7 protein-coding genes are annotated in these 10,918 nt (G+C 38.3%); 2 read left to right on the top strand and 5 right to left on the bottom strand.

Features of this window, described 5'->3' with window-relative positions:
• Positions 1-23: 23 nt before the first annotated feature.
• From H6G68_RS27415 to H6G68_RS24360, 3 genes are all read right to left on the bottom strand, one after another.
• Entirely contained in the window at positions 24-4,205 is a 4,182-nt protein-coding gene (locus H6G68_RS27415) for a PriCT-2 domain-containing protein (protein WP_242045380.1), read from the bottom strand.
• Between the two features lie 521 nt (positions 4,206-4,726).
• Positions 4,727-5,449 carry a hypothetical protein gene (locus H6G68_RS24355; RefSeq protein ID WP_190908953.1) on the bottom strand — a complete coding sequence of 241 codons (723 nt, stop codon included), beginning with the start codon at positions 5,447-5,449 and terminating at the stop codon, positions 4,727-4,729.
• A gap of 189 nt (positions 5,450-5,638) precedes the next feature.
• Positions 5,639-6,805, bottom strand: coding sequence for a hypothetical protein (locus H6G68_RS24360; RefSeq protein WP_190908954.1), 1,167 nt, complete (start codon positions 6,803-6,805; stop codon positions 5,639-5,641).
• Positions 6,806-7,385: 580 nt separating this feature from the next.
• Here H6G68_RS24360 and H6G68_RS24365 point away from each other — a divergent pair.
• A complete protein-coding gene (locus tag H6G68_RS24365; RefSeq protein ID WP_190908955.1) occupies positions 7,386-7,793 on the top strand; it encodes a helix-turn-helix domain-containing protein in 408 nt (135 codons plus the stop codon).
• Positions 7,794-8,342: 549 nt separating this feature from the next.
• Positions 8,343-9,038 carry a response regulator transcription factor gene (locus H6G68_RS24370; protein WP_190908956.1) on the top strand — a complete coding sequence of 232 codons (696 nt, stop codon included), beginning with the start codon at positions 8,343-8,345 and terminating at the stop codon, positions 9,036-9,038.
• On the opposite strand, the gene H6G68_RS24375 is transcribed toward H6G68_RS24370, so the two are convergent.
• Together H6G68_RS24375 and H6G68_RS24380 are read right to left on the bottom strand one after the other, a co-directional pair.
• The gene (locus H6G68_RS24375; protein ID WP_190908957.1) at positions 9,027-9,680 is read right to left on the bottom strand and encodes a DUF6753 family protein; all 654 of its coding nucleotides are present in this window, start codon (positions 9,678-9,680) and stop codon (positions 9,027-9,029) included. The two genes, H6G68_RS24370 and H6G68_RS24375, sit on opposite strands and share 12 nt — an antisense overlap.
• A 299-nt stretch (positions 9,681-9,979) precedes the next feature.
• Positions 9,980-10,786 carry a hypothetical protein gene (locus tag H6G68_RS24380; protein WP_190908958.1) on the bottom strand — a complete coding sequence of 269 codons (807 nt, stop codon included), beginning with the start codon at positions 10,784-10,786 and terminating at the stop codon, positions 9,980-9,982.
• Positions 10,787-10,918: the final 132 nt, after the last annotated feature.

Raw genomic sequence — 10,918 nt, forward strand, 5'->3', positions numbered from 1 at the left:
AATCAGTTTTTTTGGGTATAAACTCAATATTCAGGTTCTACCTGAGCCAAGTACGAAATTAAATTGCGCTTAACGTGATCATGAACCTCCTTCGGCAACACAGAGATCAAACAATCCACTAAAAAAGCTTTAATTTCCATCGTAGCTGCATTCACAGCCCTAGAAAACCCTTGCCAACCAAGATGTTCAGCAAACGTAATCAAATGTTCAATCACCAAATCCGCAGATTCATAACCAGCTTCCCTATCCTGCTGCAACAGAGGTAAATACTCATCAATAAACCACTGCTGCTCCTTAGTCAAAACCTCTAGAGAATTATTACTAACCCTATATAGAGAATTATATAGGAGTAGTAATAATTTTCTAAAGCAGTTCCACCCCCCAAAATACTTCTTAGCAACCTGACTTAACCATGATTGAGAAATACTAGCAGCTTTACCTAGCACCTCTTGAGTAACTTTGTGCCAATCTGTCACCCCATCTGCTACCAGCAACTTGAAACCTGTCAATATGCCCTTACGTGTCTGTTGTATCTCAGTACCTGCTCCTGCACAAATATCAAAAGCATCAGATTTAATAAACCTAGCATTAGGGTAGTAATCCGCTAAATAGGATAAATCTTTGTCACTAACCACATAAAAAGTAACCTCTTCCATTCTGCGGTTAGCTCTAGTTCTACCTGCACATTGAACAACCTCAGTCTGAACCAAATAGTTAATTACATCTTGAAAAACCTTATTCTCTTTACTAACACATCTATCTCCTGTTAAAGTTATATAAACTTGCCCAGATGCTCCAATATCCTGATAAGGAGTGCCAAAACTGCAAACCGCTTGCTTATCTTGATAGGCATTACTGCCGCGATTATCAGCAAACCAGTGTCCATCACTCTTGTTTTTATGTGCTAAGTGGTCTATGTAAGCAATATTGCCATCATGACGCTGATTTAATTCTTCTCGCAATGCAGCAATTCGTTCTTTTAATTTGTGACCTCGGTCTTTATTCAGCAACCCAAAGCCCGTAATCTGGTGAATAGTCAGGTTACTGTAATCTGGTGGGATTTCCGAAATCACCAATATTTCCTCTGGATTAATCCCCAACTGCATAGCCACATTGTCACGGTTAGCAGTAGCATCCATCAAAAAAACAAAGTCAAAAGCTTTGAGAACATCAACTTGACGGCTGTTTTTAGTAGCAATAATTAAATGTTTGTTCTTAACCCGTAAAGCCCCTGGTTCGATGTCTCCAATGACTTCTAGAAGGGGAATCAACCATCTCACAGGTAAACTGTCGATATTCCTGTAAGTCTCCTGAGCAGCTTGTTTATTGAGGTGACTACGGATAAATTTTAAGGTTTTTCTATTTATATTTTCGCGATGGCTTCGCCCGCCGCAGGCATCGCATTTATCAACCCCATCTAATGTAATACTATCAGCCTGCTGTACCAATTCCTCAATATCTGGAGCAATAGTTTCCAGTTCAGCAATGATTTCCGGTATATCTGTGGGAATTTCCCCTAATAAAGCTCTAATTAACTCATCATTGTACCCATGATATGTTTCCTCAACAGGGGGAATTTCACCAGTTAGCAGTACCCGCAGTGGTAGAACTAAACTTCTAATTTTGTCATACAATGCTGGTAACTTGGTTTGCACCTCCATCATTGAGGAGTCAAAATCTCGTAAACTAACTTTAATAAAGTCAACTGGTTGTAGTTGTCTAGAAGCTTCGTCAACAAAAGCACCTGACTTCATAGCAGTGATATCTGTAGCTTGGGGTAAAGAGTTGATATTGGCACGAATCCGCTTAGATGCTAGTGCATCCCTTCTATCACGTCGGAAGGTAGCACCATTGACTTTCGGGAGGACATTACCAGCAGCATCTCTACCTGCACAATTAGCTCTGAGTCTACAACCGTTGCAGATGGGGTTAAGGCTTGCTTCTGCGGATGTTTCTTTTTTGTATCCTTTGGTTGCAAGAGCATTAAAAAAATCTGTCAGAGGACAAGTTCCCTCAACGTTCGGTTCTTCCCCCGGTTGAGGCCAGTGTATTTGTGGGTTTCCCAGTGGAGTGAGCTTATAAGCATCTGCTACTAGTCCATTGTGACGTACTGGTAAGTCTGTCCAGTTTTCAATAGTTGCTACAGTGGGATTACGGTGTTCATTGCTGAGGTAAAACAGCGTATTGACTCCTAACTGTTCTGGCATAAATTCACCCACAGTGTGAGATTTACCAGCACCTGCGTGTGATAAATCTAAGATGAATTTTTTACCTGATTTAGTTGCATCTAGGTAAGTCTGGGTGCGATTCTTCGGTTCAAACCAGATATCAACATCTAGGTTATTGGTTGGTAAAAGTATTGTTGGTTTTGGTTGGTAAATAACGTTACCTATAAACCGTTGGACTTTATTAGTAACAGTGATTAAGGTGTGGATAAATTCTTCAAAGTCTCTCTTTATACCGTATTTAGCTTGCCATTGTTCTTTGCTGATTGTGGGATCTGTTACGGTGGCGTGTAGGTTATTACCGGAGTATTTTCCGTGGTAATCGTTAAATATCTCCTTCTGATAATTGTTTAACTCTTCTTGTTGGTAATCTTGGAATACAGCATTTTGATAATTGTTTAATTCTTCTTGTTGGTAATCTTGGAATACAGCATTTTGATAATTGTTTAATTCTTCTTGTTGGTAATCTTGGAATACAGCATTTTGGTAATTGTTTAATTCTTTTGTTCGGTAATTGCTGAATCTCTTTACTTGGTATTTGTTATACTGGCTATCTTGGTAATTACTATTAAAAGTTGTACCTTCAACTTTTGGAAATCTAAATCCATATTGTTTAGCAATGTGAAATAGTGTCCCAATGGAAATACCAGAACGACTGCGAAAACTCTTAATTTTGGCTCGAATATTCCAAGTTGTCCCCTTAATTGATGGACTCCACTGTTCTCCGATAATTTCCGCATCTACAGCACCATAATGAGAATTTAGTGCCATTAATACATCTATGCACTTTTTGTAGTTGTTGCTACCAGGACTACGTGAGGGAATGTAAGTTAAAGCTTGTTGAATTAGCTGATCAATATCCCAGTTGTTAGCTTCCGCACGCTCTTGAAACTGTAGACGACGGGCTGTAATTTCTGCTAACCGTTTCTCATATTCGATTTTTTCTTGATAAGCGGTGGTGACAGCTTCATCTATCCAAGATTGGGGTAGTGTGACATGAGGTTGAATTAATGGGAATGTGGCTTTGGTATTGCCATAAAACACCCGTGAAGCATCTTTACAAGCGGGGTCATGAGGCAAATGCTTCATTAAGTAGCGTGTTAGTACTTCTACTGTATCTGCACCTTGAACATATTCAGGTAATACGAATACCAAGCGGAATTTGTGCCAATCTGGTTGATGGCTGGCTGTGGTGTAGATTAAAGCGCAATATTGTTTGATGAATGGATGTTCTATTGCTTCGTCTAGGTTTAGCTGATGTTGGTAGATTTTCTGGGCTTGTCTACCATCTGATTTTTCAATGACATTACCGTTAATGTCTACCCAAGCTCGATTAATTTTGATTGGTCTACCATTTTCATCTAATGGATTGCCATTTTCATCTGTCCATGTTTGTGTGTTGTCAATATCTAGTAATAGCCATTGAGAACCAATAATACTGGCTTTACTCCGCCATTGCCCACCTAGTAAACCAGCACATAAGGCGTGTCCTGCTCCTACGTGTCTCATCACATCCCAAATTGTGCCTTTTCTATCTTGGAAGTTGGCTGCCAGTTTACGAAAATCCCAGTTTTTATCTTTACCAGTGGCGTTAAATGCGAATTTGATTTTGTCGTTCTGGATAGGCTCTGGTTCTAACCGTGGTGTAAATTGAGCCTGTTCAACGAAGAGGCAGGGGGCAGGGGGCAGGGGGCAGGCTTCCGCCGTGAGCGTCAGCCGAACGGGAGAAATGACTCTTTCCTCCTGCGGTAAAGCGGAGCGGAATATGGGTTTGAGTCCCCCACTTCTACAAACTGGTTCTCGTCCAGGTGGGGTAGTCCCTGAGCTTTGTCGAAGTGTTGAATCCCCATCCCCATCTGTTGCGCCAGCTTCCCGCAGGGTACTGTCCTTCCTGCTCCCTGCTCCCTGCTCCCTTGCCCCCTGCTTCTTTTCTTCAGGCTGCTGTGGTTCTGATGAGTTGTTAAATTGCTGTTGTGACATGATAGCCAATCCTCCAGTAAGTGTGTTGGAGGAATTGGAGCAATCCCGTATTAGTAATCTTTTAGACAAGAACCCAGGAAGATAAGAAGATAAAATTCCTGAATTGCTGTTTTACTAGGACTTACGCACGAGGTATGAACAATATGGGTTTGAGATTGTTTCCCGGCGATATCTAAGCTTTCTTTGCTTCTCCTATTGGAGACGGTGTGTATTAGCGGAGCTTGTGTTTGCGGCACACTATGTTAACGATATTAGCGTTAAGAAACGCTCCGCGTAGCTTGAGCTTGCTTCCCCAAAGAGGTACACCGAAAGCATCGCAATTGCGTAAATCCTAATTTTTTTGTAAAATCAGTGTTCTTCTGGTTTTACATCTCAACTTTTTGAGATAAGATTACTAACAGGGATATAAAAATTAGGCTTCGATACCCAATACCCCGCTCCAATTCCGATGATGGAATGTATTTGGAAAACCTCGCTGTCCTAACTGGACGTGGGGTTTTCGCCTTTTTAATCTATTTAATTTATTCGCACGTAGCTAACCAAGATTTGACAAACTCAGTTACTTCCTCCTCTTGAATAACAAACATAGTGCCTTTTCTTCTGAGAGCCAGAGTTTTCATGCTTCCCACTTCAGTATAAAGATGTTCTTTGAGATTTGAAGCTTTTTTAGTAGGATGCCATAAGACCAAAACTTTTGCAGTACGTATTTTTGTGGCCTCCCTTGAAGACATTCCAAATAAGTCCCTTTTCTTGTTGAGCCACTTTTCGTAATCTGCTAACTCAAGTAATGGACAAGGTTTCCAGGTTGTTAAACCACCCTTATTCTTCTTGCGGACCTGGATAATTTCTCTAGTTTCGTTGTAAACTACTTCCCTGTCTCCCAATGATCTGATGGAGATAAACAAGTGAGTTTTACGTGGAAACCTGATAAACAAGTCAATAGGGTTCTTGTCCTCAATTTGAAGGACTGGAAAGACTTGTATTCCTTGGTCTTTAAATTCCTCCAACAGTACATTTGTTAGCTTTTCCAGTCGCGCAATCTTTTCCACCCTAACCAACGGTTTGTAAGCCAAGCCAAAAAGCAACCAGCCGGCGGGGCTGATTGTACCTGTAGCAATTGCTGAACTACTAGCTGCTAGAGCAACAGTGGAGTCAACGTTTTTTGCTTCCCTAAGTCCCTCTAAAGCCGCTTCGTTGTGCGGCGGAAGTTGAAAATCGGTAGGTGGGTCTTTCACTGTCAACATTACAATTTTTAAAATTAGTGGTGTGAAAATAGCACTTTCTTTCCAAATCCTAATACCTAATTCGGCATTTTAAACAAAAGAAGTAGGGGGGCAGGGTGTAGAGGAGAGGAAAAATTACTCTTCCACCTTGCGCTCTTTCTTCATGTTCCCTACTCTCCTTCTCCCTGTACAAGATTATTTTTTTGAATATCAGGCAACTTCTGAAACTGTAATATCTATAAAATTTTGATGAATATCTCTATTTTGAGTACCGCTCTTTTTGACAATTGCCTCTTCCACAAGTTTTGCTACCCATTCCATTACTGCTAAATCTGACTTTTTAGCAGCATCTTGTATTAATGGTTGTAAGTGTACTGGCAGTTGTAAAGTCAGGTTAAAAGTTTCTCGTAACGGGACTAAATTATTTCTGACTTCAGATGATTCTCCAAAGCGGTAAGTCCAGTATTTACATTCTGCACCCCGTTGGTTACCGTCTTTCTTAACAAAACTTAACTTACCTAAGCGATCGCAATAAAAACTTTGGTGATCATCTTTTATCAACTCTTGACTAGAATGACGGCAATTCCAGCAGCTACGGGTTAATGACTGTTGAGAATTGTCAGTTAATTGCTGTTGTTGCTCAAAACAATTCTTTTGTCTAGATTTATTTGCTGAGTTTTCACGATGGTACTCTCTTGCTACTTGGGCAACGTGAGCAGCTGTGACTTTACTATTGGGGGCTGTAGAAACTGCTTTAGCCCAAGCTTCGCGTTGTTTTTCTGGGGGTAGTGTTACTAAGGGTCTGATTTGGCGTTCGTTCGTAGGCAGAATTTGATTTTGTGATACATGGGTCACATTTACAAAACTTTGTGATCCACGAGTTATAGTTTCAGGATTTTGTGATCCACGGGTCACATTTTCATAAACCAATGCAGCTTGTATCAAGCGATAAGCAGACCGTCGGGACATTTCCCAACGGTTAAGGCAATATTCATCAAAGGTTTTGTAACTTTGCCGATAAAGCTGTTTATCTCGAATTTGACCCAAAGATTGTCCGATGTCCCAAAAAGCTCTTAAACCCTTTTCAATTCTGCCCTCTAAAGTACCTAATTCCAGTGCTATGGCTGATGCTTCCTGCACACCGCAGGGCTTTACACCAGGCAAGCTATCAGCTTCATTGGGCTGATGTTCCATATTCGATAGGTTTTGACTATCAGCCTGATTTTCTTCAGAGTTAGTCTTCAACCCCATTGGATCACTATCTTGGATAAAAGTAAAATTTTGTGTATCCAAAAAGACGGTAGAATTAGAGGATGACCTTACTTGGTTCTCTGTTCCATTAACAGAAGCTCGATTGAAGTCCGTCATATACGTCATAACTTTGCTTTGGGAGTGATGACACCTTGTTCGTTGACGGATGCTGTCTAAAGTACATTTTGTAACTTTTGCACCCTGCAATAATTATACTTGCATAATGCAGGGTATACTGCATAGTTACTTATTATTTCTTAATAATTTAATTCCGATGTGATCCAAAATGTTTGTTTCATTAGCTTGTTGTCAGCACTTTTTTGATTATTTTCATCAAACTCTTGTAAAGGAAAGAGATTTAGTCTTAAATTAGTGAATAAAATGAGTAAGCAAGTCTTATCCACTTTGAGCCTTGCGAAACTCTTGTGCCAAGATAAGCAGACCGTTGGTGAATGGATCACAAAAATCTAAAAGCTTTATGTGGCGGTTAGAATCGTGGATTTAATAAGGTGTCAAACTTTGTTTGAGGTTTCTTGTCATACACCAAAACAATAACCGAGAATTACAGGTTATTTAATCCAAGCTCCTTACTGTAAACCAAATTCAGCGATTAGACATCAATTATTTGAATCCGCCAATGAAATTAGATAAATATAAAGTGGGATAAAAAGTAAATTTTATAACTGGTATAACCAGGTTTTCTACTATGCAAGAACGTCAAAAACGATTAGCTCAGTTAATTGAACACTTATTAGAAGAAGGCTGGACTCAAAAAAAGTTAGCTGAAAGAATAGGTGTTGATGCCACAACTGTATATCGGTGGTTAAAAGCGAAAGTTGTCCCTGAAGCTGACTCTAAAAATTTCTTTCGTCTGGCAAGAGTGAGTGGTGGAGATAGCGAATCGCTGCAACAGTACTTGGATGGTCATATATCTTTATCTAGCTATCGTGAATGTTGCGAAAATAGTTCATTGAATTATGCAAAAAAATTTAAAAATCGTCCTGTTGAGGATATTAAGAAGGAAGTCTTGGCACAAATTACTCTGCTCGAACCAGCAGATATTTTGGATGTAATATCTAAAAGTGCGGACTTTTTAGCAGCAAAAACAGCATAAACAAAAAGGGCATGAATCATAAACATATTATACCGCGTTCTTTCAATTGCACCCCTATCAAAAGGTATAAAAAAAGTATACAATTTAAATTGTATAGATATAATTCTTAGTCTGCTACGCTTTCAAAATTCTTATTTATGTATCTTTTAATACAAATTTGGCAGAATATCCATACACAATAGATAAGACTAGTTGTTTTAAGTGTGATTCAGATCACTGTTGAAAATAAATTATTGAATAATTATTAGAAGATTAAATTTGCCATCTCCTAAACTGGCAAATATAGCGGTTCTCATTTGGATGCAAGATATGGTAGGGGCATTGCATAAATAAGATTTCTGTTTCTTTCGATGTCATATCCCTGCTTCAATTTTGTATTAGACATCTCCAGAAATTAGGTTTTCTCCTAGACAGGACAAGGGTTTCACATTCTTTTTCGGAGATGTCTGTTGTATCCAATTGAACTCCGTCATCAGTTACCATTTTTCAAGATCATCACTAATAATTTTGAAAAATCAGATAATCCAACCTAAATAGGAGGTAAATCAGATGATCAAAACAGTTATTATCGATGACCATGATCTGACTCGGTATGGGATTAGAATGTTACTTTCGGAAGAGGAGAATATCGAGATTTGTGCGGAAGCCGAAACAGTATCAGAAGGACTAAAACTAATAGAAACTCATGTTCCACACATAGCTCTTGTTAATCTGCATCTTCCAGATAATAGTGGTCTTGAAGTTGTAAAACAGATTAAACAAGTATCACCAATCACTAAAATAGTGATATTTAATGCTCAATCTACGGAAATCTTTGTCAAAGAAGCTTTTGCAGCAGGGGCAGATTCATATTGTACGAGGATGATAGCTAAAGAAAAGTTAGCAGAAGCTATTTATGTGACACACAAAGGAGAAAATTGGTTAGATTCTGCGGTCGCTAAAATATTAATTCAAAATTTGCAACCTCAACCAGTAGTCGTTACTCCCAGTCTGAAAGTGAAGCGAGTTTTTCGGCAATATTCGCTTAGTTCTAGGGAATTAGAGATTTTGCAGATGATTGCTATTGGTGATAGAAACAATCAAATTGCCAACAAACTTTTTTTGAGTGTAGGTACTGTGAGGTCTCATGTCCATCGCATCCTAACTAAACTCGATTGTCAAAATCGCGCTCAAGCTGCTACGAAAGCAATTGTAGAGGGGTTGATAGATAGTCCAGAAACAAATCAAATCAGTTTAACGGCTTGATTTTGATTTTTGATTTAATTGATCTAGATAACGTTGTCGCTCGTCATTATTCACAACCCAAATCATACATTTGCCTTTTAATTTATCTTTTTTTGCTCGACAAACACTCAGGTCAAAATCGTTCCACTTCATAATCTGACGAGCAAATTCTCCGTCTTTTGACATAGCCCAATTCAAAGTTTCTTGTTCTTCTACAGTCAAGCGAACTGGTTCTGTTAACCCTCTACCTCTCCAAATAAAAGTTATATTACCAGCCAGCATAACAACACCAAACACACCAGATAATACCAGGGCAGTGGCTATGAAGGGACTAAAGACGGATCTAGATTTTTTTGGCTCGGTTTTACTCAACAAAGTTGATGCTGCTTTAGCGATCGCACTTTTTTGTTGAACAATGGCTACACTTGATGCTTTATCAAGTTTGTCATCTATTTCTGTTGTCCAACCCTCGACTACAGTATTAAGTTTACCGGGAATGTCTTCCATTAATACTTCAAATTTACCCAGAGAACTCAATATCAAAAACAATGGGTCTTTAGGATTGATACCAGAACGTCTCACCACATCGAGAACTTTCTGTTTAAAATGATCTGATTGTCCTGCTAATGTTGTATCTAAAGAAGTTTCTAGAGAGGTGTTCATAAGTTCATGTTCCTTTTTTTATGTTTCTTGATAGAGATGATATAGTAATCAAACCTGATTCCTATATGTCAGTTTTTTATTGTGCTGAAATGGACAGAATTAATTACATATTGGTTATTTAGCAATTCTCTATCAGTCAAAAATTTTAGTCCAGATGTTTGTGTAATTAATTTTGTCCGATTACTTATATGCAGCTTCATATTAATTGAGTATAAATCCTAAAATCGTTCTAAATTATGATTTTTCTATGTATAATTTTATCCCTAGTTATTTCCGATTTTTAATATTTACAACAAAGCTTAAAAATCGCTACTTAATTGATTTTGTAATTCCACTGTTGATGTAATGTTTAATAAACCCAATAATTCTCCAATATGTTTATTATTCTTAATTGGCTCACTAAATTCTTCCATCCAATTAAAGACACGAGAACGGTTCATAAAATCTATCTCGTAATTTTGTACTGCATAACTATAAGGTGAATCCAAAGATTCTACTAATTCATAAGTATCTCTCCATAACTTTCCCAAATATAACTCATTGTTTCCACTTCCTTGAATACGCTGTTGGATATCAGAACCATCATAGTAAGGAAAATCTTCACCAAAATACAGATTTTTGATAATGATGTAGTCTGCTTTATTTCCATAACAATTAAAAAGCTCTTGTAGATAATCTGTACAATCTCTCCGATAAGAAATTGGATGTACAAAGGTGATACGATAACCTAATTGTGCAATTGCATCCCACAGCATTACTTCTTCGGCAAATTGTCGGAATTCTTCAAAACTTTGTCCGGGTAAATCACTCAAAGCTACTTGCACATCAGAAAAACTCTCTAAATCAATTAATAATTGGTCTGCACCACCTTGGGTTAAGGGCAATTGAGCAATAGGTAATAATAGCTGATAAGCATATAATTTATTGCGATTACCACTGTAATAAACTCTGAGATTTAGTTGTGATTCTAGATAAATCTCTATCAACAAACGTACTGTTATTGACTTACCCACCCTAGCATCACCAACTGTCATTACTAGTCGTTTGGGATTGGGGATAATTTCTGGATTATTTTGGCTATGCGGCTTGATCTGAGATGACTGCATTTTCTTTTATCCCCAATAATTCATTAGACATCTCCGGAAATAGCTAAAGTGTTACTGCCACTGCTTTTAAAAGTGAGATGCCCCAATGCAAAGGTAGCTGGCTGGTACGCTAAAATAAGCGTTAGAGATGCC

Source organism: Anabaena catenula FACHB-362, assembly GCF_014698735.1.
GTDB lineage: Bacteria > Cyanobacteriota > Cyanobacteriia > Cyanobacteriales > Nostocaceae > Anabaena > Anabaena variabilis_A.

Bases quoted from the DNA above. Each gene is read 5' to 3' on its own strand.
- H6G68_RS24375 (WP_190908957.1), bottom strand. From the start codon at position 9,680: ATGAACACCTCTCTAGAAACTTCTTTAGATACAACATTAGCAGGACAA.
- H6G68_RS24370 (WP_190908956.1), top strand. From the start codon at position 8,343: ATGATCAAAACAGTTATTATCGATGACCATGATCTGACTCGGTATGGG.
- H6G68_RS27415 (WP_242045380.1), bottom strand. From the start codon at position 4,205: ATGTCACAACAGCAATTTAACAACTCATCAGAACCACAGCAGCCTGAA.
- H6G68_RS24365 (WP_190908955.1), top strand. From the start codon at position 7,386: ATGCAAGAACGTCAAAAACGATTAGCTCAGTTAATTGAACACTTATTA.
- H6G68_RS24380 (WP_190908958.1), bottom strand. From the start codon at position 10,786: ATGCAGTCATCTCAGATCAAGCCGCATAGCCAAAATAATCCAGAAATT.
- H6G68_RS24355 (WP_190908953.1), bottom strand. From the start codon at position 5,449: ATGTTGACAGTGAAAGACCCACCTACCGATTTTCAACTTCCGCCGCAC.
- H6G68_RS24360 (WP_190908954.1), bottom strand. From the start codon at position 6,805: ATGACGTATATGACGGACTTCAATCGAGCTTCTGTTAATGGAACAGAG.